The sequence below is a fragment of the Pseudomonas sp. NPDC087804 genome, assembly GCF_044742965.1.
Taxonomy (GTDB): domain Bacteria; phylum Pseudomonadota; class Gammaproteobacteria; order Pseudomonadales; family Pseudomonadaceae; genus Aquipseudomonas; species Aquipseudomonas rustica.
This window is the reverse complement of sequence record NZ_JBIUVN010000034.1, coordinates 29,241-55,016: the sequence shown is the minus strand read 5'-3', so window position 1 is coordinate 55,016 and position 25,776 is coordinate 29,241. Positions and strand designations below refer to the sequence as shown.

Annotated in this window: 25 protein-coding genes; 10 read left to right on the top strand and 15 right to left on the bottom strand. The window is 58.7% G+C overall.

The features are described 5' to 3' along the window. Positions 1 to 233 precede the first annotated feature (233 nt). Positions 234 to 1,433 carry a tyrosine--tRNA ligase gene (gene tyrS, locus ACIOMO_RS25480; protein WP_401244232.1) on the bottom strand — a complete coding sequence of 400 codons (1,200 nt, stop codon included), beginning with the start codon at positions 1,431 to 1,433 and terminating at the stop codon, positions 234 to 236. A 212-nt stretch (positions 1,434 to 1,645) separates the two neighbouring features. Here tyrS and ACIOMO_RS25475 point away from each other — a divergent pair, with 212 nt between their 5' ends. Together ACIOMO_RS25475 and ACIOMO_RS25470 are read left to right on the top strand one after the other, a co-directional pair. Next, complete coding sequence (locus ACIOMO_RS25475) at positions 1,646 to 3,070, top strand: peptidoglycan DD-metalloendopeptidase family protein (RefSeq protein WP_401244230.1); 1,425 nt, start codon at positions 1,646 to 1,648, stop codon at positions 3,068 to 3,070. Positions 3,071 to 3,073: 3 nt separating this feature from the next. Continuing rightward, the gene (locus ACIOMO_RS25470) at positions 3,074 to 4,165 is read left to right on the top strand and encodes an anhydro-N-acetylmuramic acid kinase (protein WP_400652128.1); all 1,092 of its coding nucleotides are present in this window, start codon (positions 3,074 to 3,076) and stop codon (positions 4,163 to 4,165) included. Between the two features lie 73 nt (positions 4,166 to 4,238). Here the strand turns inward: ACIOMO_RS25470 and erpA are convergent, their stop codons facing one another. Next, positions 4,239 to 4,589, bottom strand: coding sequence for an iron-sulfur cluster insertion protein ErpA (gene erpA, locus ACIOMO_RS25465; protein WP_008077999.1), 351 nt, complete (start codon positions 4,587 to 4,589; stop codon positions 4,239 to 4,241). 168 nt (positions 4,590 to 4,757) lie between these two features. Then, on the bottom strand, positions 4,758 to 5,792 hold the full coding sequence (gene argC / locus ACIOMO_RS25460) for an N-acetyl-gamma-glutamyl-phosphate reductase (RefSeq protein ID WP_034155112.1): 1,035 nt from the start codon (positions 5,790 to 5,792) through the stop codon (positions 4,758 to 4,760). Positions 5,793 to 5,924: 132 nt separating this feature from the next. On the opposite strand from argC, the gene hemJ reads away from it, so the two are divergent. From hemJ to coq7, 6 genes are all read left to right on the top strand, one after another. After that, on the top strand, positions 5,925 to 6,353 hold the full coding sequence (gene hemJ, locus ACIOMO_RS25455) for a protoporphyrinogen oxidase HemJ (protein ID WP_053124346.1): 429 nt from the start codon (positions 5,925 to 5,927) through the stop codon (positions 6,351 to 6,353). A gap of 33 nt (positions 6,354 to 6,386) precedes the next feature. Then, on the top strand, positions 6,387 to 7,358 hold the full coding sequence (locus ACIOMO_RS25450) for an NAD(P)H-dependent flavin oxidoreductase (protein ID WP_401244227.1): 972 nt from the start codon (positions 6,387 to 6,389) through the stop codon (positions 7,356 to 7,358). A 72-nt stretch (positions 7,359 to 7,430) separates the two neighbouring features. Next, the gene (locus tag ACIOMO_RS25445; protein ID WP_053124349.1) at positions 7,431 to 8,381 is read left to right on the top strand and encodes a DUF805 domain-containing protein; all 951 of its coding nucleotides are present in this window, start codon (positions 7,431 to 7,433) and stop codon (positions 8,379 to 8,381) included. Positions 8,382 to 8,442: 61 nt separating this feature from the next. Continuing rightward, a complete protein-coding gene (locus ACIOMO_RS25440; protein WP_053124351.1) occupies positions 8,443 to 9,231 on the top strand; it encodes an SDR family oxidoreductase in 789 nt (262 codons plus the stop codon). A gap of 57 nt (positions 9,232 to 9,288) precedes the next feature. Next, positions 9,289 to 9,627, top strand: a complete 339-nt coding sequence (locus ACIOMO_RS25435; RefSeq protein ID WP_003228789.1) for a histidine triad nucleotide-binding protein — start codon at positions 9,289 to 9,291, stop codon at positions 9,625 to 9,627. A gap of 236 nt (positions 9,628 to 9,863) precedes the next feature. After that, on the top strand, positions 9,864 to 10,511 hold the full coding sequence (gene coq7, locus ACIOMO_RS25430) for a 2-polyprenyl-3-methyl-6-methoxy-1,4-benzoquinone monooxygenase (protein ID WP_053124355.1): 648 nt from the start codon (positions 9,864 to 9,866) through the stop codon (positions 10,509 to 10,511). A 120-nt stretch (positions 10,512 to 10,631) separates the two neighbouring features. Here the strand turns inward: coq7 and speD are convergent, their stop codons facing one another. Together speD and ACIOMO_RS25420 are read right to left on the bottom strand one after the other, a co-directional pair. After that, complete coding sequence (gene speD / locus ACIOMO_RS25425) at positions 10,632 to 11,429, bottom strand: adenosylmethionine decarboxylase (protein WP_401244224.1); 798 nt, start codon at positions 11,427 to 11,429, stop codon at positions 10,632 to 10,634. 234 nt (positions 11,430 to 11,663) lie between these two features. Then, positions 11,664 to 12,086, bottom strand: coding sequence for an OsmC family protein (locus ACIOMO_RS25420; RefSeq protein WP_003228794.1), 423 nt, complete (start codon positions 12,084 to 12,086; stop codon positions 11,664 to 11,666). Positions 12,087 to 12,322: 236 nt separating this feature from the next. Between ACIOMO_RS25420 and crp the strand changes: the two genes are divergently transcribed. Continuing rightward, entirely contained in the window at positions 12,323 to 12,967 is a 645-nt protein-coding gene (gene crp, locus ACIOMO_RS25415) for a cAMP-activated global transcriptional regulator CRP (protein ID WP_401244222.1), read from the top strand. Here the strand turns inward: crp and ACIOMO_RS25410 are convergent. The 4 genes from ACIOMO_RS25410 to ACIOMO_RS25395 form a co-directional block, all read right to left on the bottom strand. Then, positions 12,964 to 13,662, bottom strand: a complete 699-nt coding sequence (locus ACIOMO_RS25410; RefSeq protein WP_401244220.1) for a biotin/lipoate A/B protein ligase family protein — start codon at positions 13,660 to 13,662, stop codon at positions 12,964 to 12,966. The genes crp and ACIOMO_RS25410 overlap by 4 nt on opposite strands. 136 nt (positions 13,663 to 13,798) lie before the next feature. Further along, positions 13,799 to 14,635, bottom strand: a complete 837-nt coding sequence (trpC, locus tag ACIOMO_RS25405) for an indole-3-glycerol phosphate synthase TrpC (protein ID WP_053124365.1) — start codon at positions 14,633 to 14,635, stop codon at positions 13,799 to 13,801. Further along, positions 14,632 to 15,681: an anthranilate phosphoribosyltransferase gene (trpD, locus tag ACIOMO_RS25400; RefSeq protein ID WP_150793331.1), complete on the bottom strand. Its 1,050-nt coding sequence runs from the start codon at positions 15,679 to 15,681 to the stop codon at positions 14,632 to 14,634. The genes trpC and trpD overlap by 4 nt, the downstream gene beginning before the upstream one ends. A 9-nt stretch (positions 15,682 to 15,690) precedes the next feature. Next, positions 15,691 to 16,284: an aminodeoxychorismate/anthranilate synthase component II gene (locus ACIOMO_RS25395; protein ID WP_034155101.1), complete on the bottom strand. Its 594-nt coding sequence runs from the start codon at positions 16,282 to 16,284 to the stop codon at positions 15,691 to 15,693. Between the two features lie 408 nt (positions 16,285 to 16,692). Between ACIOMO_RS25395 and estP the strand changes: the two genes are divergently transcribed. After that, the gene (gene estP / locus ACIOMO_RS25390) at positions 16,693 to 18,600 is read left to right on the top strand and encodes an esterase EstP (protein ID WP_401244217.1); all 1,908 of its coding nucleotides are present in this window, start codon (positions 16,693 to 16,695) and stop codon (positions 18,598 to 18,600) included. 326 nt (positions 18,601 to 18,926) lie between these two features. Here the strand turns inward: estP and trpE are convergent, their stop codons facing one another. The 6 genes from trpE to ACIOMO_RS25360 all read right to left on the bottom strand — a co-directional run bounded on the left by trpE (position 18,927) and on the right by ACIOMO_RS25360 (position 25,601). Next, positions 18,927 to 20,405: an anthranilate synthase component I gene (gene trpE, locus ACIOMO_RS25385; RefSeq protein WP_401244215.1), complete on the bottom strand. Its 1,479-nt coding sequence runs from the start codon at positions 20,403 to 20,405 to the stop codon at positions 18,927 to 18,929. A gap of 70 nt (positions 20,406 to 20,475) precedes the next feature. Then, the gene (locus tag ACIOMO_RS25380) at positions 20,476 to 21,294 is read right to left on the bottom strand and encodes a phosphoglycolate phosphatase (RefSeq protein ID WP_212550057.1); all 819 of its coding nucleotides are present in this window, start codon (positions 21,292 to 21,294) and stop codon (positions 20,476 to 20,478) included. After that, complete coding sequence (gene rpe, locus ACIOMO_RS25375) at positions 21,291 to 21,965, bottom strand: ribulose-phosphate 3-epimerase (protein WP_007918813.1); 675 nt, start codon at positions 21,963 to 21,965, stop codon at positions 21,291 to 21,293. The genes ACIOMO_RS25380 and rpe overlap by 4 nt, the downstream gene beginning before the upstream one ends. A gap of 114 nt (positions 21,966 to 22,079) precedes the next feature. After that, positions 22,080 to 23,228 carry an iron-containing alcohol dehydrogenase gene (locus ACIOMO_RS25370; protein WP_401244213.1) on the bottom strand — a complete coding sequence of 383 codons (1,149 nt, stop codon included), beginning with the start codon at positions 23,226 to 23,228 and terminating at the stop codon, positions 22,080 to 22,082. A 288-nt stretch (positions 23,229 to 23,516) separates the two neighbouring features. Next, the gene (locus tag ACIOMO_RS25365) at positions 23,517 to 24,341 is read right to left on the bottom strand and encodes an ABC transporter permease (RefSeq protein WP_008084123.1); all 825 of its coding nucleotides are present in this window, start codon (positions 24,339 to 24,341) and stop codon (positions 23,517 to 23,519) included. Between the two features lie 12 nt (positions 24,342 to 24,353). Next, positions 24,354 to 25,601 (bottom strand): ABC transporter permease, encoded by a 1,248-nt coding sequence (locus ACIOMO_RS25360; protein ID WP_008084125.1) that lies wholly within the window; start codon positions 25,599 to 25,601, stop codon positions 24,354 to 24,356. Between the last annotated feature and the right edge of the window lie 175 nt (positions 25,602 to 25,776).

Genomic DNA, 25,776 nt, shown 5'->3' with positions numbered 1-25,776 from the left:
AACTTCAACCACTTGCGCTTCAGATCTCTCGTCAGCGGGAGGCGAATTCTACAGCGTTACACGCTGCTGTCAACACCTCTTTTTCAACTTCCTTTCGGCTTCGATGAACTGAAGCACTTGCTGCCGAAACCTACATAACTCATTGAATCTCAAGGAGTTTTCCGTTTCGACTGCGCCGGAAGTGGGGCGAATTATAGACATCTAGAATTCGCCGTCAACCCCTATTTGCAGCTTTACTTGGATTTCAGCGTAATCCGTGCAAATGCCTTCTTGCCTGCCTGGCAAACGTGAGTCGCGCCCAGTACATATATAAAGGAGCGATCAACCACCTCACCATCAACACGTACACCACCCGACGCCAACAGGTCGCGCGCCGCAGCCGAGTTCTTCACCAGGCCTGCCTTATTAAGGACAGCGGCGATCGGCATGTCTTCAGCAGAAGCCAGCTCGATCTCTGGCAGGTCATCCGGCAGCTCGCCATCCTTCATGCGATTGCCCGCCGCGCGATGAGCATTGGCCGCAGCCTCTTCACCATGGAAGCGCGCAACGATTTCTTCAGCCAGCTTGATTTTGACGTCACGCGGATTGGCGCCTGCTTCTACATCAGCACGCAGCGCATTGATCTCGTCCATCGAGCGGAAGCTAAGCAACTCGAAGTAACGCCACATCAATGCATCCGGGATCGAAACCAGTTTGCTGTACATGACGCCCGGCGCTTCCTGAATGCCGACGTAGTTGCCCAACGACTTGGACATCTTCTTCACGCCATCCAGTCCTTCTAGCAGCGGCATGGTCAGAATGCATTGAGCTTCCTGACCGTAACCACGCTGAAGCTCGCGCCCCATCAGCAAGTTGAACTTCTGATCGGTACCGCCCAACTCAACGTCCGCACGCAAGGCCACCGAGTCGTAACCCTGAACCAGCGGATAGAGGAACTCGTGAATAGCGATCGGTTGATTGGTGGTGTAGCGCTTATCGAAGTCATCGCGCTCAAGCATGCGAGCAACGGTGTACTGCGAAGTCAGACGAATGAAGTCCGCCGGCCCCATCTGGTCCATCCAGGTGGAGTTGAAGGCAACTTCGGTTTTCGCCGGATCGAGAATCTTGAACACCTGAGTCTTATAAGTCTCGGCGTTTTCCAGGACTTGCTCACGGGTCAACGGTGGGCGCGTCGCGCTCTTGCCGCTCGGATCACCGATCATCCCGGTGAAGTCACCGATAAGGAAGATCACTTGATGCCCCAGTTCCTGGAACTGGCGCAGCTTATTAATAAGCACCGTGTGACCCAAGTGCAGATCCGGAGCGGTCGGATCGAAACCAGCCTTGATACGCAGCGGTTGGCCGCGCTTGAGCTTCTCGATCAGCTCGGACTCGACCAATAGTTCTTCCGCACCACGTTTAATCAGCGCTAGCTGCTCTTCAACCGACTTCATAACAGACCCGCAAGGCTCAGATTCAAAGGGAACCAACCATACAAGATCGTGCACCAATTACAAGTTTTGCCCGGCGCACGGACACCAATCCACAAACGCGCTGTCTGTAGACTTGCTTAAGAGATGATTTGGTTATATTTTATACAGTTATTTCATCTTCATCATGTCATTCATCTTTTCCAATTCATCATATTTCAAAGTCAAAACTACTTATGACCACAGAACCGTCTAAAGCGCCTCCGCTTTACCCGAAGACCCACCTGCTCGCTGCAAGTGGAATCGCTGCCCTTCTCAGTCTGGCGCTCCTGGTATTCCCTTCCAGTGATGTTGAAGCCAAAAAGACGACCCTGAGTCTTGAACTGGAAAGTCCTGCTGAACAACTGACACAAGATCAAGACGCTGCTGACGCCGCTCAAGCCACAAATGAGCCTGTCAGCTCGCCATTTGCACAGATCGAAAACACCGACGAAACTGCCCCGCAAACCGCTGAAACCGAGCCGGCACCTGCCCCGGCTGCAGAGAAAGCCAAGGCTGCCAGCCATCGCGAAGTGGTCGTCGCCAAGGGCGATACGCTGTCCACTTTGTTTGAAAAGGTCGGTCTGCCCGCCGCTTCCGTTCACGAAGTATTGGCCAGCGATAAACAAGCCAAACAGTTCAGCCAACTTAAACACGGCCAGAAGCTCGAATTCGAATTGAACCCGGAAGGCCAACTGACCAGCCTGCACAGCAAGGTCAGCGACGTCGAAACCATTACCCTGACCAAGAATGACAAGGGTTATGCCTTCAATCGGGTTACCGCAAAACCCACCGTACGCACCGCTTACGTACACGGCGTGATCAATAGCTCGCTGTCCCAGTCCGCCGCCCGCGCCGGCCTCTCGCACAGCATGACCATGGACATGGCCAGCGTGTTTGGTTACGACGTAGACTTCGCTCAGGACATCCGTCAGGGCGATGAATTCGACGTGATCTATGAGCAAAAAGTGGTCAACGGCAAAGCCGTCGGCACTGGCCCGATCCTCTCTGCACGCTTTACCAACCGCGGCAAGACCTACACCGCCGTGCGTTACACCAACAAACAAGGCAACAGCAGCTACTACACCGCTGACGGCAACAGCATGCGCAAGGCGTTTATCCGTACGCCGGTGGACTTCGCCCGCATCAGCTCGAAGTTCTCCATGGGCCGCAAGCACCCGATCCTCAACAAGATCCGCGCCCACAAAGGCGTCGACTACGCAGCACCACGCGGTACGCCTATCAAGGCTGCCGGCGACGGTAAAGTATTGCTGGCCGGCCGCCGCGGCGGTTACGGCAACACCGTGATCATCCAGCACGGCAACACTTACCGTACCCTTTACGGCCACATGCAAGGCTTCGCTAAGGGCGTGAAAACCGGCGGTACCGTCAAGCAGGGCCAGGTGATCGGTTATATCGGCACCACCGGCCTGTCCACTGGCCCGCACTTGCACTATGAGTTCCAGGTCAACGGCGTCCACGTCGATCCGCTGGGCCAGAAGCTGCCAATGGCTGACCCGATCGCCAAAACCGAGCGTGCTCGCTTCCTCGCGCAGAGCCAACCGCTGATGGCGCGCATGGATCAAGAGAAGGCCACCATGCTGGCTTCGAGCAAGCGTTAAGCCATGGCCCTTTATATCGGCGTGATGTCCGGAACCAGCCTCGACGGTCTGGACATTGCTCTGATTGAGCAGACCTCGGCGATCAAACTGATCGCCACGCACTACATTCCCATGCCTGAATCCCTGCGCGCCGAGCTGCTTGGCTTGTGCGCCAGCGGCCCCGACGAAATCGCCCGTTCGGCGATTGCCCAGCAACACTGGGTGAAGCTCGCCGCGCAGGGTATTCATACTCTCCTCGATCAGCAGCAACTCAAACCCGAAGCCATTCGTGCGATCGGCAGCCACGGCCAGACCATTCGCCACGAACCGGCGCGCGGCTTCACGGTGCAGATCGGCAACCCTGCCCTGCTCACCGAGTTGACCGGCATTACCGTGGTCAGCGACTTCCGCAGCCGCGATGTCGCCGCCGGCGGCCAGGGTGCGCCGCTGGTTCCGGCCTTCCATGAAGCTTTGTTCGAAGAGCGTACCGGTAACCAGGCAGTCTTGAATGTCGGCGGTTTCAGCAATCTCAGTCTGATAGAGCCGACCAAGCCTGTAGCCGGTTTCGACTGTGGCCCTGGGAATGTTCTGATGGACGCCTGGATTCAGCAGCAACGCGGTGAAAACTACGACCGTAATGGCGACTGGGCGAGATCAGGGGCTGTTGAGCCAACCCTGTTGCAGGCGCTGCTCAGCGATCCATTCTTTGTCACCAAAGGCCCGAAAAGCACCGGTCGCGAAGTGTTCAACCTGCCTTGGCTGGAGCAACACTTGTCACGGTTGCCAGCCTTCGCTGCGGAAAACGTGCAGGCCACGCTGCTTGAACTGACTGCGCTGACCATCATCGAGTCGCTGCAAAGCGCTCAGTCCGACACCCAAGAGTTGCTGGTCTGCGGCGGCGGCGCGCATAACGCCACATTGATGAAGCGCTTGGCCGCCCTGCTGCCTAACGCAACCGTAGCCAGCACTGCCACTCACGGCGTCGATCCGGACTGGGTTGAAGCCATGGCGTTCGCCTGGCTCGCTCATTGCTGCCTCGAAGGCATCGCCGCCAACCGCCCGAGCGTCACCGGCGCGCGCGGTCTTCGCGTCTTGGGCGCCATCTACCCGGCTTGATCAAACCGCACACAGCAAAACGCCGCAGAACCGAAAGGCTCTGCGGCGTTTTGTTATCTGAAACGAAGAGGCGTCAGATCGAGAACGAAGAACCGCAACCACAGGTCGTGGTGGCGTTCGGGTTCTTGATCACGAAGCGCGAACCTTCCAGACCTTCCTGGTAATCCACTTCAGCACCGGCCAGGTACTGGAAGCTCATCGGATCAACCACCAGACTCACGCCTTCGCGCTCGACGATGGTGTCGTCCTCGGCCACGTCTTCATCGAAGGTGAAACCGTATTGAAACCCTGAACAACCGCCGCCCGTAACGAATACGCGCAGCTTCAAGCGATCATTCCCCTCTTCATCGACCAGGCTCTTCACCTTGTGCGCGGCACCGTGGGTGAATTGCAAAGCCGTGGGGGTGAAGGATTCGACGCTCATGCTGACTATCTCCCGGCGTTACGCCGCCATAATGCGTGATGACGCGCATTATCCGCTTCTCCTAGAAAATCGGTCAACTATTGTTACGGTATATCAATAAACCCGATCAACTGCTCAGAATGCAAAAAGGCCCGTTTGACGGGCCTTTTTGCTGTGCGGCTTAAAGTGTTACGGCAGCATACCGGCATGAGACAGACCGAAGCGCTCGTCCAGACCGAACAGGATGTTCATGTTTTGCACTGCCTGACCCGACGCACCTTTGACCAGATTGTCGATCACCGACAACACCACGACGAGGTCGCCATCCTGCGGACGGTGCACCGCGATGCGGCAGACATTGGCGCCACGCACGCTGCGGGTTTCCGGATGACTACCGGCTGGCATCACGTCGACGAACGGTTCGTTGGCATAACGCTTTTCGAATAGCGCCTGCAGATCCACCGAACGATCAACCACGGTCGCGTAGAGCGTGGAATGAATGCCACGAATCATCGGCGTCAGGTGCGGAACGAAGGTCAGTCCCACATCTTTGCCCGCTGCGCGACGCAAGCCCTGGCGAATTTCCGGCAGGTGACGGTGACCTTTTACCGCGTACGCCTTCATGCTTTCCGACGTCTCGGAGTACAACGAGCCTACAGCCGCACCGCGACCGGCGCCGCTAACACCGGATTTGCAGTCGGCGATCAGACGCGAAGTATCGGCCAGACCCGCTTCAAGCAAAGGCAGGAAACCCAGCTGCGTCGCAGTCGGATAGCAACCCGGCACCGCGATCAAGCGAGCTTTCTTGATCTGCTCGCGATTGACTTCCGGCAGACCGTAAACCGCTTCGTCCAGCAGTTCAGGCGCGCCGTGCGGCTGGCCGTACCACTTGGCCCACTCTTCCGCGTCTTGCAGACGGAAGTCCGCCGACAGGTCGATGACCTTGGTGCCCGCTGCCAGCAGTTCGCCCGCCAGTGCGTGAGCCACACCGTGCGGCGTGGCGAAGAACACCACGTCGCAAGCGCCGAGGGTTTTGATGTCCGGCACGCTGAAGGCCAGGCCGTCGTAGTGACCGCGCAGGTTCGGGTACATATCAGCCACGGCCAGACCGGCCTCGGATCGGGAAGTGATCACAACCACTTCTGCCTGCGGATGCTGTGCCAACAGACGCAGCAATTCGACACCGGTGTAACCCGTGCCGCCGACGATACCGACCTTGACCATAACCTGCCCTCAAAGAACCCACTGGAAAGCCGTCGATAATAGGGGCCGCGCGGCCCTGCGACAACCGTCAAGGTGACGTGCGGACGCTCAAGCCTCTACTATCCGGGTACCGTGAACCTGGAATAACTAAAAATGCTCTATTTATGGATAAAAGCTTTTCACATTGTCAGCGTCGTTTGCTGGTTTGCCGGACTGTTCTACTTGCCGCGACTGTTCGTGTATCACGCGCAAAGCGAAGACACGATCAGCAAAGAACGCTTCAGCGTCATGGAGCGCAAGTTGTACCGCGGCATCATGGGCCCGGCGATGATTGCCACGCTGATCTTCGGCGGCTGGCTGATCTACCTCAATCCGAGCATCTTCAGCATGGGCGGCTGGATTCACGCCAAACTGACTCTGGTCGTTTTGCTGATCGGCTACCACCACATGTGCGGCGCGCAGGTAAAACGTTTTGCCCGTGGCGAAAACACCCGCAGCCATGTCTTTTATCGCTGGTTCAATGAAGTGCCGGTTCTGATATTGCTGGCTATTGTAATTCTGGTCGTGGTCAAGCCGTTCTAACTTCAACAAGAACAGATCTTTGGGGTATTCATCATGTCGCTGCCCGCTTTGCTCGAACAACGTCTGCGTCTGCCCGTAGTGGCGGCGCCGATGTTTCTGATTTCCAACCCTGAGTTGGTGCTCGCCTGCTGCCGTAATGGCGTAGTCGGCAGTTTCCCCGCGTTGAACCAACGCGAAAGCAGCGGCTTCAAAGCGTGGCTGGAACAGATCGAAGCGGGCCTTGCGACACTGGAGAACCCCGCGCCCTACGCAGTGAACCTGATCGTACACAACAGCAATCCGCGCTTGCAGGCGGATCTGAACATCTGCGTCGAACACAAAGTGCCGATCGTCATCACCAGCCTCGGCGCGGTGAAAGAGTTGGTCGACGCGGTGCACAGTTATGGTGGCCTGGTCTTCCATGACGTCACCACGCGCCGGCATGCCGAGAAAGCGGTCGAGGCCGGGGTCGATGGTTTGATCGCGGTCGCCGCTGGCGCCGGGGGCCATGCCGGTACCTGGAGCCCATTTGCGTTGATCGCCGAGATCCGTGAGTTCTTCGACAAGACGCTGTTGCTTGCAGGATGTTTGAACCACGGCCATGAGATTCTCGCCGCACAGCTGCTCGGCGCGGATTTGGCCTACTTCGGTACGCGATTTATCGGCACCACTGAAAGTCATGCGCCTGACGCTTACAAGGAGATGCTCCTGACAGCCAAGGCTGCGGACATCATTCATACTCCAGCGGTGTCAGGGGTTCCGGCCAGCTTCATGCGCCAGAGCCTGCAAGCCGCCGGTTTCGATACGGCTGCCCTGCAAGGCAAGGGCGAAGTGAATTTTGGCGACAAGCTCAAGCCGATCAATGACGAGGCCAAGGCCTGGAAGACCGTATGGTCTGCCGGTCAAGGTGTCGGGCAGATCGATGACCTGCCGAGTGTCGATCAGTTGATCGCACGACTCGACGCCGAGTATCGTCAGGCGCAGGAGCGCGCTGCACAGCTACCGCTACGCTGGCCTCGTCAATAAAAACAGGCCAGTCGCCCGTTGACTGGCCTTACACTGCTGACCTCAATCATTCGCGACAAGGATGCCTCGGCCATGAGCGACCCCCGTTACAAGATCGTTTTCGACGGTGCTCTACAGCCCGGTGTCGATATCACGACCGCCAAACTCAATCTGGCGAATCTATTCAAAAGCGATGTGGCCGCCATTGAGCGCCTCTTCAATGGCAGCGTCGTCGCCCTCAAACGTGATCTTTCCCACAGCGATGCGCAGACGTACCTGCAAGCGCTGAACAAAACCGGGATTGATGCGCGCATTGAAAATGAAACCGCCATCGAGCTGAACCTCAATGACGTCCACGAGCACGCTCCCGCCGTGGCCGAACCTGATTCCCCTTATGCACCGCCGCGTGCCAGCGTCGGCGAAAGCCTGCCGGCCTTCGCAACGCTCAAGCCGTTTGGGGTCGAAGGCCGGATCGGTCGTCTGCGTTTTCTCGCCTGGACAATGGTGCTCGGCCTGGTGACGCTACCGATTGTGGGTGTGTTCGCACTGATCGCCTTGGGGCTGGTCAGCGGCGAATCGACCACTGGCTTGATCATCGGCGGGATTCTCGCCTTCTTTTTGTTCCTCGGCTTTTTCATCGTCAGCATTCTATTCAGCGTTCAGCGCCTGCACGATATCGGCTGGTCGGGCTGGCTCTGGTTGCTCAACCTGGTGCCGGTGGTGGGCAGTTTCTTCCCGCTGGTGATCATGGTCGTGCCAGGCAATACCGGCGCCAATCGCTACGGCCCGCCGCCGCCACCGAACAGCACAGCGGTCAAAGTGCTGTGCTCGTTGTGGATCGTGTTCTTCGCGTTGATCTTTGTCGGTGGGATATTCGGCGGGTTCTCGGCCGTCCAGGACGAATATGAAAGCAATCTGGAAAGCAGCTACCAAAGCGGTTCGGTGACCACCGATGAAATCGACGTCGAGGTCGAACCTGCAGCGAATTCCGCCGACGAGGCAGCCGAACCGGCGCAGGCCCCTGTAGACTCTGCGAAAGAATGAACAGCGCTCCCCGCCGTGACACCCGCGTCGCCGGCGCGGAGCTGTTGCGATGGAGAATTGCATGACCCGTTACGCTCTGATCACCGGCGCCTCCAGCGGCATCGGCCTGGCCATGGCCGAAGCTCTGGCCCGGCGCGGCCGCAGCCTGATTCTGGTGGCTCGACAGCGTGATCAGCTGGAAAGCATTGCGATCGAATTGACCCAGCGCTTCGGCGTCGAAGTGTTGTTCCGCGCCTGTGATCTGGGCGAGCCATTGCGCTTGTCCGGTTTTTTGCTGGAACTGGAAGAAGGTGACCGGCAGATTGATCTGCTGGTGAACTGTGCGGGTATCGGCACTTGCGGCCCGTTCCTCGCGCAGGACTGGATGACCGAGCAGGATTTGATCGAGGTGAACATCCTCGCCCTCACCCGCCTCTGCCATGCGATCGGTAACAGCATGGCACTGCAAGGTGGCGGGCAGATTCTCAACGTTGCTTCGGTTGCAGCGTTCAATCCCGGCCCGTGGATGAGCACTTACTTCGCCAGCAAGGCTTATGTACTGCACTTTTCCGAAGCGCTGCGGGTCGAGCTGAAAAAGTGCGCGGTCAAGGTCTCGGTGCTCTGCCCCGGCCCGACGCGTACTGCCTTCTTCCGTACCGCACAGCTGAACACGGAAAAGCTCAACGCCAGCAACGTGCTGATGAGCCCCGAGGAAGTCGCGCTGTACACCGTGCGCGCCCTCGACAAGAACCGCGCGATCATCATTCCGGGGCGCCGCAACCGCTGGTTCGCGTTCCTGCCGCGACTGGGTTCGCGCTGGCTTAACCGCACGATTGTCGGCATGGTTAATAAAGCTTACTGCCCGCGCTGAAGCAGCACGATTCAACGCGGTACACTCGATTCAGCCCAAACAACGGAGAAAACAGCAGTGGATACTCTGTTCACCAAGATCATCAACCGGGAAATCCCGGCCAAGATCATTTACGAGGACGACCAGGTTCTGGCCTTCCACGACATCGCCCCTCAAGCGCCGGTGCATTTTCTGGTGATCCCGAAGAAACCGGTGCGCACCCTCAATGACCTGACCGAAGACGACAAGGCTTTGGCCGGGCATATCCTGTTCACTGCGCAGCGTCTGGCACTGGAACTGGGTTGCGAGGAAGGCTTCCGCGTGGTGATGAACTGCAATGAAAAAGGTGGCCAGACGGTTTACCACATTCATATGCACGTACTTGGCCAGCGCCAGATGAACTGGCCGCCGGGCTAAGATTCACCGACCAGGCCTGCGGCTTGTCACCTGTAGGAGCTGCCGAAGGCTGCGATCTTTTGATCTTCGAGGTAGCAAAAACAAGATCAAAAGATCGCAGCCTTCAGCAGCTCCTACATAAAGCACACCCGTACATCCAGCACATAAAGCACATGCAGCGTGCCGAATGACCCAGCGCAAACCTTCCCCGGCCGATTCGGTTAAACTGGCCGCCGAGATTCTTCCCGGAGGTCAGCATGACTACCCAACGTCACTACTCGCCGATTGACCGTCTTCTGCTGCAAGCCGATGCCGCGATGCGTACCCTGCTGCCCTCCAGTGGCCAGCCGTACCGCCCGTCGCCAGCGATCTTGCAGCCGGACACGCAGATGAGCGACGAAGACACCCGCCACGTCGCCGGTCTGATGCGCATCAACCACACCGGTGAAGTCTGTGCCCAGGCGTTGTATCAAGGGCAAGCATTGACCGCCAAGCTGCCGCAAGTGCGCGCAGCCATGGAGCACGCGGCTGAAGAAGAGATTGATCATCTGGTCTGGTGCGAACAGCGCATTCACCAGTTGGGCAGCCATACCAGTGTGCTCAATCCGCTGTTTTACGGGATGTCGTTCGGGATTGGAGCGGTGGCCGGGTTGATCAGCGACAAAGTAAGTCTGGGCTTTGTGGCGGCGACCGAGCATCAGGTGTGCAAACATTTGAATGAACACTTGGAGCAATTGCCGGCGGAGGACGAGAAGTCCCGGGCGATTCTGGAGCAGATGCGTATTGATGAAGAGCATCATGCGGAGAGTGCGCTGGAGGCTGGAGGGTTTCGTTTTCCGGCGCCGGTGAAGTTCGGGATGAGTATTTTGGCTAAGGTGATGACCAAGAGTACTTATCGGATTTGAGGTCTGTTTGTGTGTTGTTGCGTAGGGACCCTTCGCGAGCAAGCTTTGCTCCTACAAGGGGGTTATGGCAGACATGAAAAAAGGCGACCGAGAGGTCGCCTTTTTTTGTGTGCGGGAATCTTAGGTCGGCATGTTGCGCGCGTAGAAGATTTCCAGCATTTCGTGTTTCACCCGGTCGGTCACCTGAGCACGCTGCTCGGAGGACAGGCTGCTGGTCGCATCGCCGAACAGGTAGTTATCCAGTTCAAAGTTCTTCAGCAGCATTTTGGTGTGGAACAGGTTTTCCTGGTACACGTTCACGTCGGTCATCTGGTACGCGTCGCGAGTGTCTTCGGAGAGGTAGTTCTGGATCGAGTTGATCTCGTGGTCGATGAAGTGCTTGTTGCCTTCAACGTCACGGGTGAAGCCGCGCACACGATAATCCACAGTCACGATGTCCGAATCGAACTGGTGAATGAGGAAATTGAGCGCTTTCAGCGGTGAGATGACACCACACGTCGACACGTCGATGTCCACACGGAACGTGGCAATACCGTCGTCCGGATGAATTTCCGGATAGGTGTGCACCGTGATGTGGCTCTTGTCGAGGTGGGCCAGGATAATTTCGGGCAACGGGCCCGGCGATTCTTCGATCTGGCTGTCGGTCGGGGTGACCGGCTCTTCAGAGATCAGAATCGTGACGCTGGCGCCCTGGGGTTCATAGTCCTGACTCGCGATGTTCAGGATGTTGGCACCAATGATATCGACAACTTCCGTGAGGATCTGCGTCAGACGTTTCGCGTTGTACTCTTTATTGATGTACTCGACGTACGCCTGCTGGTCTTGCGGGGTTTCCGCGTAGCAGATGTCATAGATGTTGAAGCTCAAGGTCTTTGTCAGGTTATTGAACCCGTGGAGCAATAATAAGCAATACAACATAAAAAACTCTCAATGTATTAGACGCAGCAGCGAGAACAATCATTCACGTAAAGTTAGAACAACGAACATGCGTATGAATGTTAACACCTCTTCGCGATGGCGATTTTGGTTATCTGTTCAGGCGGATGATCCGTCGGTTGACCGATCACTGCCCTGAAAAAAGTGGCGCATTATGCAGACGTCAGCGGGGGATCGCCAGAGTCTGCACTGCTTTTATGATAGTTGAATGTCGCTTCAACCGAGTTCGACGATTTCGTAATCGTGGGTGATGGCCACGCCAGCGGCGCCGAGCATGATCGAGGCCGAGCAATATTTCTCGGCGGACAGCTCGATCGCGCGTTTGACCTGGGCTTCTTTCAAGCCACGGCCCTTGACCACGAAATGCATGTGAATCTTGGTGAACACTTTCGGATCTTCGGTCGCGCGTTCGGCTTCAAGAAAGGCTTCGCAGCTTTCCACGGCCTGACGCGACTTCTTCAGAATGCTGACCACGTCGAAATTGCTGCAACCGCCCACACCGAGCAGGAGCATTTCCATCGGACGAACACCCAGGTTACGACCACCGGCGTCCGGCGGACCGTCCATCACCACGACATGACCGCTGCCGGATTCGCCGAGGAACATGGCTTCGCCAGCCCATTGGATGCGTGCCTTCATCGCCAAGACTCCACTGTAGAAAAAAGGGTCGCCAGCTTAGCACGGGCATTGTGCCGCCAGCGCGCGTCGTTCCTAGGACGGATGCGTCTACGACGTAGGTAATTTCTCGAATTTGCGACGAAGTGTCTGTTAAGCTGGCGCCAATTCGCTGGCGCCCATGCCAGCTGTGCAGCGACCGCCTTCAGCGCCTCATAAAAAAACCAAACATCACCGTGCAGTCTTTTCGGGATACAACCATGGTTGCTATTACCCCCACACCCAAAATCAAGAACCTCGACAAGCTGCTGATGCATTGTCAGCGCCGTCGTCATGCGGCCAAGAGCAACATCATCTGCGCCGGCGACCGTTCCGATACGTTGTATTTCATCATCAAGGGTTCGGTGACGATCCTGATCGAGGATGACGACGGCCGCGAAATGATCATTGCCTACCTGAACGCCGGGGATTTCTTCGGTGAGTTGGGCCTGTTCGAGCAAGCCGGTCAGGAGCAGGAACGCAGTGCCTGGGTGCGCGCCAAGGTCGAATGCGAAACTGCGGAAATCAGCTACACCAAGTTCCGCGAATTGTCGCAGCAGGATCCGGACATTCTTTACGTCCTCAGCGGACAAATCGCACAACGCCTGCGCAACACCACGCGCAAGGTCGGCGATCTGGCGTTCTTTGATGTGACCGGTCGCGTAGCGCGTTGCCTGCTGGAGTTGTGCAAACAGCCAGACGCAATGACCCACCCGGACGGCATGCAGATCAAAGTGACGCGTCAGGAAATCGGGCGGATTGTCGGTTGTTCGCGGGAGATGGTCGGTCGCGTGCTCAAGGATCTTGAGGAACGCAACCTGGTCGATGTGAAAGGCAAGACCATGGTGGTCTTCGGTACGCGCTAAGCGTACATCTGCGCCAGCATCAGACGAAACAGCTCATCGAGACGCGCCAAGGCCTGTGGCGCGTTGAATTTTTCATGCAAAGCGATGTGGCTTTGCGCCCTCACCCGCTGCTCCAGGCCGCACGCTTCATTGAAGCGATTGACCGCTGCAACCATCGATTCGCGCTCGTCATCCATCAGCATCGCCCCGTGCACCAGACCGACCGGACGCTGTCCGCCCTGACTCTGGCGCCAGCGCTGGGCGGTGCCGACCATTTTGCGACCGTCGAGATTGACGTTGAAACGACCGTCGCAGAATGCGCCGTCGATTTCGCCCAAGGAAGACGTGCCACCCAACTCATCGAGCAACTGACAGATCGGATCGCAGAGACGGCGGTAACCGGTTTCGATGCGGTTCAGATCGCCTTCGCTGCGCGGTGGTGCGTAGACCAACGCGATGTTGATGGTGGCGGCGGATTGCGGGACGGGTTCGCCGCCGGTTTCACGCAGCAGGACTGGCCAGCCGGCGGCGGCGGAGACTTCGCAGGCGTGGTCGAATGCGGGCAGACGATTGAGGCGGCGTGGCATGACCAATGCGCGATCGCTGGGTTGCCAGAATAGAAGGCCGAATTCGGAGTCGCCGGCGCAGACCGAGGCCAGCAAGTCTTGTTCGGCCTGGAGGCCGGCTTCGATGGTCAGGGGGGTTGGCAGCGACATAACAGGCTCCGGCAACATAAGAATCTTCAGCGGTTTCGATGGCCCCTTCGCGAGTAGGCTCACTCCTACAAGGGGAACGCATTCCAAGTGTAGGAGTGAGCCTGCTCGCGAAAGGGTCGACTCGGTCTGAAGCGAATCAGTCGAGGGTCGAACCGCTGATCGAGGTGCCACGCTCCGGGAAGAACAGGCGCTGCAGTTCAGTGCCCGGGTTTTCCGCGCGCATGAACGCTTCGCCGACCAGGAACGAATACACGTCGCTGATTTCCATCAACTCGACATCGGCACGGTTGAGGATTCCGCTCTCGGTGATCACCAACCGGTCGCGCGGAATACGCGGCAACAGGTCGAGCGTCACTTCGAGGCTGACGTCGAAGGTGTGCAGGTTACGGTTGTTGACCCCGACCAACGGCGTGTCGAGGGTTTTCAACGCGCGCTCCAGCTCATCGCCGTCGTGCACTTCAACCAACACATCGAGACCGACGCTTTTGGCGACAGCGGCCAGCTCGGCCATTTTCACGTCATCCAGTGCGGAGACGATCAACAGCACGCAGTCGGCGCCCAACGCGCGGGCTTCGACGATCTGGTACGGATCGATCATGAAGTCCTTGCGGATCACCGGCAGACTGCACGCGGCACGCGCCTGTTGCAGATAAGCATCGGCGCCCTGGAAGTAATCGATGTCGGTCAGCACGGACAGACAGGTCGCCCCGCCCTTCTCGTAGCTTTTGGCGATGTCGGCCGGAACAAAATTCTCGCGGATCACGCCTTTGCTCGGTGAAGCCTTTTTGATTTCGGCAATCACCGCTGGCTGCTTTTTCTTCGCTTGCGCCAGCAGCGCGTTGGCGAAACCACGGGGTGCATCGGCCGCCTTGGCCAGACTTTCCAGCTCACTCAGGCTGACGCGGGCGCTACGCTCGGCAACTTCCTGAACTTTGCGGGCCAGAATGTTTTCCAGAACCGTCGGTACACTCATCCCTCATTCTCCACTCTGAATACCGCGGTAAAGGCACCCAGCTCCTCGAGTTTTTCCCGAGCGAGGCCGGTGTGCAAAGCGTCGTGCGCGAGCTCCACGCCCTGTTTCAAACTGCTCGCCACGTCGGCGGCGTACAGCGCGGCACCGGCGTTGAGCACAATCATTTCGGCGGCTTTCTGGCCGTTCTCGGTTTTGCGCTTGCCGAGGGCATCGCGGATCAGCGCCAGCGATGCTTCCGGGCCGTCGACCGACAGACCATGCAGGCTCTGGCTCTTCATGCCGAGATCTTCCGGCTCGACCCAATACTCAGTGATTTCGTTGTTCTTCAGCTCGGCGACAAAAGTCGGCGCGGCGAGGCTGAACTCGTCCAGACCGTCCTTCGAGTGCACCACCAGCACGTGCTTGCTGCCCAGACGCTGCAACACTTCGGCCAATGGCCGGCACAGTGCCTTGTTGAACACGCCCACTACCTGATGCTTAACACCGGCCGGATTCGTAAGCGGGCCGAGCATGTTGAACAACGTACGCAGGCCGAGATCGCGGCGCGGGCCGGCGGCGTACTTCATGGCTTTGTGGTGGGTCTGGGCGAACATGAAACCGATGCCGACGTTGTCGATGCATCGTGCGACTTGTACCGGAGTCAGGTTCAGATAAATGCCGGCAGCTTCCAGCAAGTCGGCGCTGCCGCTTTTACCCGAGACCGCGCGGTTGCCGTGTTTGGCCACAGTGCAACCGGCTGCCGCGACGACGAACGAAGAAGCCGTCGACACGTTGAAGATGTTCGCACCGTCACCGCCGGTGCCGACCACATCGACCACGCCGTCGAGAGTTTTCAGTTCAACCTGATCGGCCAGCTCACGCATCACCGACACGGCGCCGACGATTTCGTCGATGCTCTCGCTCTTCATGCGCATGGCCATCATGAACGCGCCGATCTGCGCGTCGCTGCATTGTCCGGTCATGATTTCGCGCATCACATCGCGCATTTCATCGGTGCTGAGATCGAGGTGCTCGACGATACGGCTCAGGGCTGTCTTGATATTCATGGGAAGTCCTTAGCGCGTGCCGCCGGTTTGTTTGAGGAAGTTGGCAAACAGTTCATGACCCTGCTCGGTCAGGATCGACTCGGGGTGGAACTGTACGCCCTCAATGTTCAGGGTCTTGTGACGCAGGCCCATGATTTCGTCGACCGAACCGTCGTCGTGTTGCGTCCACGCGGTCAGTTCCAGGCAATCGGGCAAAGTATCGTGCTTGACGATGAGCGAGTGGTAGCGGGTAACCGTCAGCGGATGATTCAGGCCTTGGAAAACGCCCTTGTCCTCGTGGAATACCGGGCTAGTCTTACCGTGCATCACTTGGCGGGCGCGGACTACATCGCCGCCAAACGCCTGGCCGATCGATTGGTGGCCAAGGCAGACACCGAGGATCGGCAGTTTGCCGGCGAAGTGCTTGATGGCTTCGATGGAGATGCCGGCTTCGGTCGGGGTGCAAGGGCCTGGGGAGACCACAATGCGCTCGGGTTTCAGCGCTTCGATTTCGGCGACGGTCAATTCGTCGTTGCGCACGACTTTGACCTCGGCACCCAGTTCGCCGAGGTATTGCACAACGTTGTAAGTAAAGGAGTCGTAGTTGTCGATCATCAGCAACATGGCGATTCGAACCTCTTGAATTCTGACTTGGAGACAGCCTTCAGATGACTTGCCCGCAGGGCGCTGCACGATGTCGGACGCGGGTAGACGCGTCGGCACAGCGGCATTTCAAACAGGCAAGGAAGGCAAAGCGATACAGATCCGGCGGGGCCGGCAGAAAAGATTCAGGCGCGCCAACGCCAGCGGGCGTGTGCCTTGATGACTTGATCCAGAAGTTTGCTGGTGATCAACACGGGGAAGGTCTCGTTCATACGTTCCGGCACAGTAACTTAGCTGGGCGGAGCGTGCAATATGGCCGGGCGTTTGGGGGTTAAATCTACGCGAGGGTTCGCGACCGATGGCAAAAGGCCGGAAGTTTTTGGTACTGTCGTTTCGTTCACCTACAACAATAAATAAACGGACTTGCTCATGATCAAACAGACGTTGTTTGTACCGCTGGCTGGATGCTTGCTCGCACTGGCCTGCGCCCAGGCGAATGCCGCCCCCAATCCTTACTCGAATTTCGTGGTGTTTGGCGACAGTCTCAACGATGCCGGCACCTTCCGCGACACCGGCGGCCCTGCCAGCGCTACCCAGCGCTATACCAACCGTACCGGGCCAATCTATCTGGACGGCAGCGGCGAATCCCGTGATCTGAACTCCACGCAATTGCTCGGTGGCCGACTCGGCTTCACCCCGGATCAGACCGCCTCTTCCAGCTCGCAAGTGCGCGTCGAAAACGGTCAGGTCGACGGCAACAATTGGGCGGTCGGCGGTTATCGCACCGACCAGATTCTCGATTCGATCACCTCGCAATCGGCCACCGGTGAACGCACTCGCACCGGTTATCTGCCCTCGAACGGCTTCCGTGCTGACCCGAATGCGCTGTATTACATTTCCGGCGGCGGTAACGACTTCCTCCAGGGCCGCATCCTCAGCCTGCCGCAAGCCAACGCCGGTGCCGATCGACTGGCTGACAGCGTGCAAGCGTTGCAATCGGCCGGTGCCAAATACGTGATGGTCTGGCTGTTGCCTGACGTCGGTCTGACCCCGGCCATCAACGGCACGCCGCTGCAAGCGTTCAGCAGCCAACTCGCCGCGCAATTCAACAGCCAGTTGGTCAGTCGTCTGCAAGGCATCAACGCGGAAATCATTCCGCTGAACATTCCTGTATTGCTGTCGGAAGTGTTCGCCGATCCGGGCCGTTTTGGTCTGGCCACTGATCAGAACCTCACAGCGACGTGCTTCAGCGGCAGCGGTTGCCCGGAAAACGCCCGTTACGGCATCAACAGTGCGACGCCAGATCCGACCAAGCTGATTTACAACGACGGCGTGCACCCGACCGAAGCCGGGCAGAAACTGATCTCCGACTACGCCTATTCCCTACTGGCCGCGCCTTGGGAACTGACACTGCTGCCGGAAATGGCCCACGCCACCGTGCGTGCGCATCAGGATGAACTGCGCAGCCAATGGCAGGCGGATTGGGAAAACTGGCAAGCGGTCGGCCAATGGCGCGCGATCGTTTCCGCCGGTGGCCAGCATCTGGATGTCGACAGCCAAAGCAGCGGCGCCAGTGCAGACGGCAGCGGTTACAACCTCAATGTCGGGGGCAGCTATCGTCTGAATGACGCGTGGCGTGTCGGTGTGGCGGGTGGTTTCTACCGGCAGAACCTGGAGGCCGGGCATAACGATTCGGACTACAAACTCAACAGCTACATGGCCACGGCATTTGCCCAGTTCCAGCAGAATCGCTGGTGGGCTGACGCGGCGTTGACCGGCGGCAAACTCGACTACGACAACCTCAAGCGCAAGTTTGATCTGGGCGCCAGCGAAGGTGCGGAGAAAGGTGATACCGACGGCAGCCTCTGGGCGTTCAGCACGCGCATCGGTTATGACATTGCCCAGCCGGGCAGCGAATGGCATCTGTCGCCGTTCGTCAGCGCTGATTACGCCAGTGTTGATGTCGATGGTTATTCAGAGAAGAGCAACCGCGCTACAGCGCTGACCTTCGATGATCAGACCCGCGATTCGAAACGTCTGGGTGTTGGTATTCAGGGCAAGTACAACTTCACGCCGCAAACGCAGGTGTTTGGTGAGTATGCGCATGAACGCGAGTACGAGGATGACGTGCAGAAGGTCAATATCGCGCTGAATACCTTGCCGGCGAATGACTTCAAACTTGAGGGTTATACGCCGCAGAGCCATTTGAACCGTTTGAGTTTGGGTGTTAGCCATAAGCTGACGGCGGATCTGGCGTTGCGTGGCGGGTATTCGTTCCGCAAGGATGATGACTTTACCCAACAGGGCGTGAATGTTGGGGTGGTGTTGGATTTTTAAGCGGTAGAGCAAAAGATCGCAGCCTGCGGCAGCTCCTACAGGGGGTTGTTGCAGGGCATGAAAAAAGTGGCGCCCTCACAGGCGCCGCTTTTTTTATGACTGATATTTTCTGGAGGGAACATCTACCTGTGGTGAGGGGATTTATCCCCGACCGGCTGCGCAGCAGTCGCAAAGCCATTGCGCACGGTACACCTGAAGAAATCCGTGTTGCAGGTTTAAGGGCCGCTTCGCGCCCCATCGGGGATAAATCCCCTCGCCACAATGAATCCCCACACCACAGATAAATCCCCTTACCACACAAGGCCTCTCCCATAAGGGATCTGCGATCAGTCAGGGGTTTGTTCGGCCAGGGCGACGGCGCGGAACATCGCGCGGCGTTTGTTCAGGGTTTCTTCCCATTCCAGGGCCGGCACCGAGTCGGCGACGATGCCGCCACCGGCCTGCACGTGCAGTTCGCCGTTTTTGATCACTGCGGTGCGGATGGCAATCGCGGTGTCCATGTTGCCGTTCCAGGCGAAGTAACCGACTGCACCGCCATACACACCACGCTTGACCGGTTCCAGCTCGTCGATGATTTCCATCGCACGAATCTTCGGCGCACCGGACAAGGTGCCCGCCGGCAGAATCGCCCGCAGTGCGTCCATCGCCGTCAGGCCTTCTTTCAACTGACCGGTGACGTTGGACACAATGTGCATCACGTTGGAATAACGCTCGATAACCATCTTCTCGGTGAGCTTCACCGAACCGATTTCCGAAACGCGCCCCGTATCGTTACGCCCCAAATCGATGAGCATCAAGTGCTCGGCGATCTCTTTGTCGTCCGACAGCAGGTCTTCTTCCAGCGCCAGATCGGCTTCTTCGGTCGCGCCACGTGGGCGTGTGCCGGCGATCGGGCGCACGGTAATCAAATTGTCTTCGACGCGCACCAGCACTTCCGGCGAACTGCCGACCACATGGAAGTCGCCAAAGTTGAAGAAGTACATGTACGGCGTCGGGTTGAAGCAGCGCAGCGCGCGGTACAAATCGATCGGTGCAGCCTTGAAGTCGATCGACATACGCTGCGACGGCACGACCTGCATGCAGTCACCGGCAAGGATGTATTCCTTGATGGTGTCGACGGCTTTTTCGTAATCGTCCTGAGTAAAACTGGAACGGAATACCGGATCAGCCGATTGCTGCTTGCTGAAATCCAGGCCACGGCGCGGGGTGATCGGCTGGCGCAGTTGCTCGAGCAATTCCTGCAAACGTGCCTGACCTTGTTCGAAAGCATCTTCCTGCGCAGGGTCGGCGAGGACAATCGCGTGCATCTTGCCGGCAAGGTTGTCGAACACCACGACGGCGTCGGAAACCATCAGCAAAATATCCGGCACACCCAATGGATCCGGGTTAGGGCACTTGCCCAAGCGCTTCTCGACATAACGCACGCAGTCGTAACCGAAGTAACCCACCAGACCACCGTTGAAGCGCGGCAGGCCTGCAATGGTCGGCACGTTGTAACGCGCCTTGAAGGATTCGACAAAGGCCAGTGGGTCTTCAACGTCGTGGCTTTCGGTCTCGACGCCGTCAACAGTGATGCTGACGTGATGATCATGAACGCGCATGACCGTGCGGCACGGCAGGCCGATGATCGAGTAACGGCCCCATTTCTCGCCGCCCTGCACCGATTCGAGCAGGTAGGAGTTGGGCTGGTCGGCCAGTTTCAGGTAGATCGACAGCGGCGTGTCGAAGTCGGCCAGGGTTTCGCAGGCCAACGGAATGCGGTTGTAGCCGTCAGCGGCCAAGCGCAGGAATTCTTCGCGGATCATAAGGTGCCTCGTGGTGTGAGGTGCTATCAGTCAGGTATGCAAACGCGCCGGCAGGCCGGCCAGAAAAAAGTCAGGCGCGCCAACGCCAGCGGGCCAGGGCCTTGATGACTTTCATCCAGAGTTTGCGAGTGACCACCACGATGGCGTTTCCAGAATGGGATTGAGAAGCGTCGGGCAACGTTATCTCAGCGGCCGAACCGAGGCAACCGGGAATTAGCTTGCGCAGATCGTCGATCACCAGCGCCGGCGATTCTTCGGCAATCGGTCGGCCATGGTTGTAGCCATAACTCAGCGCCACGCATTTGACCCCCGCCGCTTTCGCCGCCAGCACATCGCTGCGCGAGTCGCCGACGAACAACGATTGCGAGGCCGGGATGTTGGCCATTTTCATCACGAAAAACAGCGCCGCCGGATCAGGCTTCTTCTGCGGCAAGGTATCGCCGCCGATGATCCACTTGAAGTAGCGGCCGATCTTCATCTGATCCAGCAGCGGCGCGACAAAGCGCTCCGGCTTGTTGGTGATCAGCGCCATGGCCACGCCTTGCTTTTGCAGCCACTTGAGGGTGTCGCGCACGCCGGGATAGACCACGGTCAGCTCATGGCTGGCGCCGTAAGCCTCCATGAACACTTCCAGCGCGTGCTCGGCCTCGACGTCATCCACCGCCGAATGATCGATGCCACCGGCCAAAGCACGGCGCACCAGAACCGGCGCGCCGTTGCCAACCCACTCGCGCACCGCTTCGATGCCGGCAGGCTGGCGGCCGAGGGAGAGCAGCATGGTGTCCACCGCCGCTGCCAGGTCTGGAACCGAGTCGATCAGCGTGCCATCCAGATCGAACATCACCAGCCGTGGCAGTTTTCCCGGGAACAGCTGCTCAAATCCGCTCATGGGCGCGCCAGCGCCAGTTCGGAGCGCATCTTGTCGATGACCTCCTGGTAGTTCGGCGCATTGAAGATTGCCGAGCCGGCGACAAAGGTGTCAGCGCCAGCCGCGGCGATTTCGCGGATGTTGTTGACGTTGACGCCGCCGTCGATTTCCAGACGGATGTCACGGCCCGAAGCATCGATGATCGCCCGCGCTTCGCGCAGTTTGTCGAGGGTACCAGGAATGAATTTCTGCCCGCCGAAGCCTGGGTTGACGCTCATCAGCAAGACCATGTCGACCTTGTCGATCACGTACTTGAGCACGTCCAGCGGGGTTGCCGGGTTGAACACCAGACCGGATTTGCAGCCGCCTTCACGGATCAGCTGCAGCGAGCGATCAACGTGCAGCGTGGCTTCCGGGTGAAAGGTGATGTAGGTCGCGCCGGCTTCGATGAAGTCGCCAACGATGCGATCCACCGGGCTGACCATCAGGTGCGCGTCGATCGGCGCGGTGACGCCGTACTTGCGCAACGCCGCGCAAACCATCGGGCCGATGGTCAGGTTGGGTACGTAGTGGTTGTCCATGACGTCGAAGTGGACGAAGTCGGCGCCAGCGGCGAGAACATTGTCCACTTCCTCGCCGAGGCGGGCGAAGTCGGCGGAGAGAATCGACGGAGCAATTACGAAGGGCTGCATGACGCACCTTTTCTGAGCTAAATCACGATGGCGCGCATTGTATACCTCAAGTTTCCAAGCGCGCACCGTGACCGCGATGATTGGGTTGTGCCATGACGGATGACCGGCGCTGACTCAATACGCCGCGCGGTAGATCTTCTCGATGTCGACAGCGCTGAGTTTGCGCGGGTTATTGCGCATCAGGCGCTCGATCCCCGCGGCTTCCACCGCCATGGCCGGGATCGCTTCTTCCGGCACACCGAAACTGCGCAGCCCGGCAGGAATTTCCACCGCTGCGCACAGGTCGGTCATCGCCTGCACGGCTTTGTCCGCCGCCTCGGCTGCACTCAGATGAGCAGTCTTCACGCCCATGGCTTCGGCAATATCCTGCATGCGCTCGACGCAGGCCATCTTGTTCCAGGTCATGACATACGGCAGCAGCAAGGCATTGCTGACGCCATGGGCAATGTTGAATCGCCCGCCCAGCGGATACGCCAGCGCATGCACCGCGCCGACCCCGGCATTGCCGAACGCCATGCCGGCCATCAGGCTGGCGGTGGCCATGTCTTCGCGGGCTTGCAAGTTGGCGCCGTTGGCGTAGGCCTTGGGCAGGGCTTTGGCGATCAGTTTGATCGCGCCGATCGCCAGTGAGTCGGTGATCGGCGAGGCGTTGACCGACAGATAGGATTCGATGGCGTGCACCAACGCATCGACGCCACTGGCGGCGGTGACGCTGCGTGGGCAGGTCAGGGTCATTTGCGGGCTGACCAGCGCGACGTCGGGTAACAGATAGTCGCTGACGATGCCTTTCTTCAGTTGCGCGACTTTGTCCGAAAGGATGGCGACGTTGGTCACTTCGGAACCGGTGCCGGCGGTGGTCGGGATGGCGATCAGCGGCGGGCCTTTGCGCGGCACCTGATCGACGCCGAACAGATCTTCCAGCGCGCCGTGGTAACCGGCGTACGCGGCGACGCTTTTGGCGATGTCGATAGCACTGCCGCCACCGAGGCCGATCAAGCCGTCATGCCCGCCCTCGCGGTACACGCGCATGCAGTCTTCGACGATGGCGATTTCCGGGTCTGGCAATACGCGGTCGAAAATCTCGTACTCGCGCCCGCCCAATTGGCACAACGCCAGCTCGACCGTGCCGGATTTGACCAGCGCGGCGTCGGTGACGATCAGCGGGTTGTCGATGTCGAGGCGCGTGAGTTCGGCGGCCAGTTGCTCGATGGCGGCGGCGCCGGTGATCAGTTTGTGAGCGATTTTGAACTGGGACAGACTCATCGTGCGCAGCCTCTTATAGATGTGGGAGCTGGGCACAAGATTAGCTGGGGATTTGGGGTTGTCTGCTATTCAGGTGGTGAATGACGCATTGAGCGCAAGATCAAGAGCCCCTCACCCTAGCCCTCTCCCAGAGGGAGAGGGGACTGACCGCGCTGTACTTTCAAAGTACACCGACCTGAAATACCGAGTCGAACTCAGGTTTTGAAAAGCACAACGATCTGCTCCCTTTCCCCCTCGCCCCCTTCGGGGAGAGGGCTGGGGTGAGGGGGTAAGCTCTTGATCTGGCCCTTAAACCTGAGCAGTACGCAGTTTTTCGCTGCGGCCACGTAGCCATTCCAGAGTCAGCAACAGGATGACCGAGAACGCAATCAGCAACGTCGCAGCAGCGGCAATCGTCGGACTGAGGTTCTCGCGAATCCCGCTAAACATCTGCCGAGGCAACGTCGCCTGTTCAGGCCCCGCAAGAAACAACGTCACCACCACCTCATCAAACGAAGTCGCAAACGCGAACAGCGCCCCGGAAATCACCCCCGGCGCGATCAGCGGCAACGTCACCCGACGAAACGCGGTCAGCGGTGATGCACCGAGACTCGCCGCCGCCCGCACCAGATTGTGATTAAACCCCTGCAACGTCGCCGACACCGTGATGATCACAAACGGCACACCCAACACCGCGTGCACCACAATCAACGAGAAGAAACTGTTACCCAACCCCAACGGCGCAAAGAACAGATAACTCGCCACACCAATGATCACCACCGGCACCACCATCGGCGAAATCACCAGCGCCATCACCAGCGCTTTACCGGGGAAGTCACCGCGAGTCAGGCCAATCGCCGCCAGCGTACCGAAGATCATCGCCAGCACCGTCGCCGCCGGAGCAACGATGATGCTGTTCTTCAGCGCGCGCATCCATTCCGCCGAGGCGAAGAAGTCGTGGTACCACTGCAGCGAAAAACCCTGTAGCGGATAGACCAGAAAACTTCCCGAGTTGAACGACAGCGGAATAATCACCAGCACCGGCAGGATCAGGAACAACAGAATCAGGCCGCAGAGGATCCGCAGGCTGTAGAACCACACCCGTTCAATGGGCGACATGTAAGGACTCAGCATCTCGAATTCCCCTTAGCTCAGGCGCAGGCGACTGGCGCCGACCAGCCAGCTGTAAATCAGATAAAGCACCACGGTCGCCAGCAGCAACAGCCCGCCGAGTGCGGTGGCCATGCCCCAGTTGATGCTGGTGTTGGTGTAGAAGGCGACGAAGTAGCTGACCATTTGATCGTTGGGGCTGCCGAGCAGCGCCGGGGTGATGTAGTAGCCAATGGCGAGGATGAACACCAACAGACACCCGGCGCCGACACCGGCGTAGGTCTGCGGGAAGTACACCCGCCAGAAACTGGCGAACGGGTGGCAGCCGAGGGAAATTGCGGCACGCATGTAGGTCGGCGAGATGCCTTTCATCACGCTGTAGATCGGCAGGATCATGAATGGCAGCAGAATGTGCACCATCGAGATGTACACGCCGGTGCGGTTGAACACCAGTTCCAGCGGTTTATCGATGATGCCCATGGCCATCAGGCCACTGTTGATCAGACCGCCGGATTGCAGCAGCACGATCCACGCAGCAACGCGCACCAGAATCGACGTCCAGAACGGCAGCAGCACCAGAATCATCAGCAGGTTGCTCTGCCGCGATGGCAGATTCGCCAGCAGGTAGGCCAGTGGATAGGCGAGCAACAGGCAGATCACTGTGATCACCAGGCCCATCCAGAACGTGCGGGCAAAGATGTCGAGGTAGATCGCCTGATCCGGGGTGGCCGGGGCGATTTCGCCGAGGTCGTCGATGCGGTGATCGACGGACGCCAGCAAGTAATAAGGCGTGATGCTGCTGGTGTTGCGTTTGACCGCTTGCCAGTACGCCGGATCGCCCCAACGTTCGTCGAGTGCTTCCAGCGCTTCTTTATAAGAGGCCGGTTCGCTGGCGAAAGGCAGCGCCCGGGCGGTTTTGGTCAGCAGGCTGCGGTAGCCGGCCAACTCCATGTTCAAGCGCTTGGACAGATCGCCCAGCGTCTGGTTTTTACGTGCTTCGGCGAGGTCTTCGCCGGCGGCCTTGTAGACCGGTTCAGCGGGCAGGCCGCGGCCGTCCCAACTGGCGATGGCCGCCACCGTGCGCGGCATGCCGCCGACCACTTCGGGGTTGCCGACGCTTTTGTAGAGCAGCGCCACGATCGGCACCAGAAACACCAACAACAGAAACAGCACCAACGGCGCGATCAGCGCTTGAGCCTTCCAGCGGTTGACCCGCTCGGCGCGCTTGAGCTTCTGCTTCAAGGTGGGGCTGTTGCCCTCGTTCAGGGGAACGGCGATGGCCATGACGTACTCCGCAAATCTTTGATCGTTACAGAGGCGGCGAACCACCTCTGTTGTGTTGAAACACAGCTACCTGTGGGAGCGAGCCTTGTGGCGAGGGGATTTATCCCCGTTCGGCTGCGCAGCAGTCGTAAAACCTGAGAATGCGGTTTATCTGACCCACCGAGCGGGTATGGCT

Bases quoted from the DNA above. Each gene is read 5' to 3' on its own strand.
- tyrS (WP_401244232.1), bottom strand. From the start codon at position 1,433: ATGAAGTCGGTTGAAGAGCAGCTAGCGCTGATTAAACGTGGTGCGGAA.
- ACIOMO_RS25475 (WP_401244230.1), top strand. From the start codon at position 1,646: ATGACCACAGAACCGTCTAAAGCGCCTCCGCTTTACCCGAAGACCCAC.
- ACIOMO_RS25470 (WP_400652128.1), top strand. From the start codon at position 3,074: ATGGCCCTTTATATCGGCGTGATGTCCGGAACCAGCCTCGACGGTCTG.
- erpA (WP_008077999.1), bottom strand. From the start codon at position 4,589: ATGAGCGTCGAATCCTTCACCCCCACGGCTTTGCAATTCACCCACGGT.
- argC (WP_034155112.1), bottom strand. From the start codon at position 5,792: ATGGTCAAGGTCGGTATCGTCGGCGGCACGGGTTACACCGGTGTCGAA.
- hemJ (WP_053124346.1), top strand. From the start codon at position 5,925: ATGCTCTATTTATGGATAAAAGCTTTTCACATTGTCAGCGTCGTTTGC.
- ACIOMO_RS25450 (WP_401244227.1), top strand. From the start codon at position 6,387: ATGTCGCTGCCCGCTTTGCTCGAACAACGTCTGCGTCTGCCCGTAGTG.
- ACIOMO_RS25445 (WP_053124349.1), top strand. From the start codon at position 7,431: ATGAGCGACCCCCGTTACAAGATCGTTTTCGACGGTGCTCTACAGCCC.
- ACIOMO_RS25440 (WP_053124351.1), top strand. From the start codon at position 8,443: ATGACCCGTTACGCTCTGATCACCGGCGCCTCCAGCGGCATCGGCCTG.
- coq7 (WP_053124355.1), top strand. From the start codon at position 9,864: ATGACTACCCAACGTCACTACTCGCCGATTGACCGTCTTCTGCTGCAA.
- speD (WP_401244224.1), bottom strand. From the start codon at position 11,429: ATGTTGTATTGCTTATTATTGCTCCACGGGTTCAATAACCTGACAAAG.
- ACIOMO_RS25420 (WP_003228794.1), bottom strand. From the start codon at position 12,086: ATGAAGGCACGCATCCAATGGGCTGGCGAAGCCATGTTCCTCGGCGAA.
- crp (WP_401244222.1), top strand. From the start codon at position 12,323: ATGGTTGCTATTACCCCCACACCCAAAATCAAGAACCTCGACAAGCTG.
- ACIOMO_RS25410 (WP_401244220.1), bottom strand. From the start codon at position 13,662: ATGTCGCTGCCAACCCCCCTGACCATCGAAGCCGGCCTCCAGGCCGAA.
- trpC (WP_053124365.1), bottom strand. From the start codon at position 14,635: ATGAGTGTACCGACGGTTCTGGAAAACATTCTGGCCCGCAAAGTTCAG.
- trpD (WP_150793331.1), bottom strand. From the start codon at position 15,681: ATGAATATCAAGACAGCCCTGAGCCGTATCGTCGAGCACCTCGATCTC.
- ACIOMO_RS25395 (WP_034155101.1), bottom strand. From the start codon at position 16,284: ATGTTGCTGATGATCGACAACTACGACTCCTTTACTTACAACGTTGTG.
- estP (WP_401244217.1), top strand. From the start codon at position 16,693: ATGATCAAACAGACGTTGTTTGTACCGCTGGCTGGATGCTTGCTCGCA.
- trpE (WP_401244215.1), bottom strand. From the start codon at position 20,405: ATGATCCGCGAAGAATTCCTGCGCTTGGCCGCTGACGGCTACAACCGC.
- ACIOMO_RS25380 (WP_212550057.1), bottom strand. From the start codon at position 21,294: ATGAGCGGATTTGAGCAGCTGTTCCCGGGAAAACTGCCACGGCTGGTG.
- rpe (WP_007918813.1), bottom strand. From the start codon at position 21,965: ATGCAGCCCTTCGTAATTGCTCCGTCGATTCTCTCCGCCGACTTCGCC.
- ACIOMO_RS25370 (WP_401244213.1), bottom strand. From the start codon at position 23,228: ATGAGTCTGTCCCAGTTCAAAATCGCTCACAAACTGATCACCGGCGCC.
- ACIOMO_RS25365 (WP_008084123.1), bottom strand. From the start codon at position 24,341: ATGCTGAGTCCTTACATGTCGCCCATTGAACGGGTGTGGTTCTACAGC.
- ACIOMO_RS25360 (WP_008084125.1), bottom strand. From the start codon at position 25,601: ATGGCCATCGCCGTTCCCCTGAACGAGGGCAACAGCCCCACCTTGAAG.